We start from the raw sequence: 949 nt of genomic DNA, 5'->3' as shown, positions 1-949 counted from the left end.
CCTTGCGATTCGGGTCGCGTACGCGAGCCGGGTCGGCAATGACGCCGTAGTGCTCGAGCATCGCGGCATAGAGCCGGTTGATCTCGGGCTCGTACAGGTCGGGCGTGATGACGCCCTCACGAAGGTTGTCGAGGACGACATAGCTCACGCTGCCACCGAAGTACCGGAAGGCCTCTTCGTGAAGCTGGGCCCAGACCTGCTTGCTGGACTTCCAGACCACGCGCCGGAAGCTGCGCCGCGAATACCTCAACGTCATGACGAACAGGCGTGGCCGTCGGTAGCGGCCTGTCTTCGGATCGCGGGTCAGCGCGCCTTCACCGTAATCCACTTGGGCCTCTTCACCGGCGGCAAACTCAAGACGGTCGAACTGTTCGGGATCGACGTGGCGCAGCGCCCGGACGAAACGTTTGACGCTCTCATAGCTGGCCGTAAAACCATGCTGGTCGACGAGGTCCTGATAGATCGCCTGGGCGTTGCGCTTCAAACGCACCTGCTGTTCGATCCATTCCCGATATGGCTCACTGGCGGATCGGGCGAAGTTGAAGGAGCTGACCGGCGCTCCGCCTGAAGCCGGCGGTCGTGGCAGTGGAGGAATTTGCGATGGGGGAATTTGCGCGACCACCGGATCGCCGGAGCCGATGGTCGCCGCAGTGGAGGAATTTGCGCCTCCCGCCTGCTGTGCTTCATGCAGCGCCTGATAGCGGCGAATCGTCTTACGATCGATACCCGTAAGCTCATGGATCCTGTGCTGGCTCACGCCGCGCTCAAGCAGCGTGAATATCGCGCTTTGTAGATGCTGCTTCAAGACATTCACTCCCTTGTCTCCTTCTTCTCTGAAGGAGACGACAATAAATGTCCTGCAGCACCGCTAGGGACCGCTCAGCCGGCGATCGTTACCTGGGGGATTTTGAGGTGACCATACATGGGGGAATTTGACCGACCGCCGGGG

General features: G+C 61.0%; 1 protein-coding gene. It reads right to left on the bottom strand.

Going from position 1 to position 949, the window contains the following annotated elements:
• Positions 1-814 (bottom strand): IS21 family transposase (gene istA / locus AWB65_RS35060; RefSeq protein ID WP_125474311.1); only part of this gene is annotated, 814 nt, incomplete at its 3' end.
• Between the last annotated feature and the right edge of the window lie 135 nt (positions 815-949).

Origin of the sequence: Caballeronia humi (assembly GCF_001544475.1) — a bacterium.
GTDB classification, from domain to species: Bacteria; Pseudomonadota; Gammaproteobacteria; order Burkholderiales; family Burkholderiaceae; genus Caballeronia; species Caballeronia humi.
This window is presented reverse-complemented; position numbering and strand designations above follow the sequence as displayed.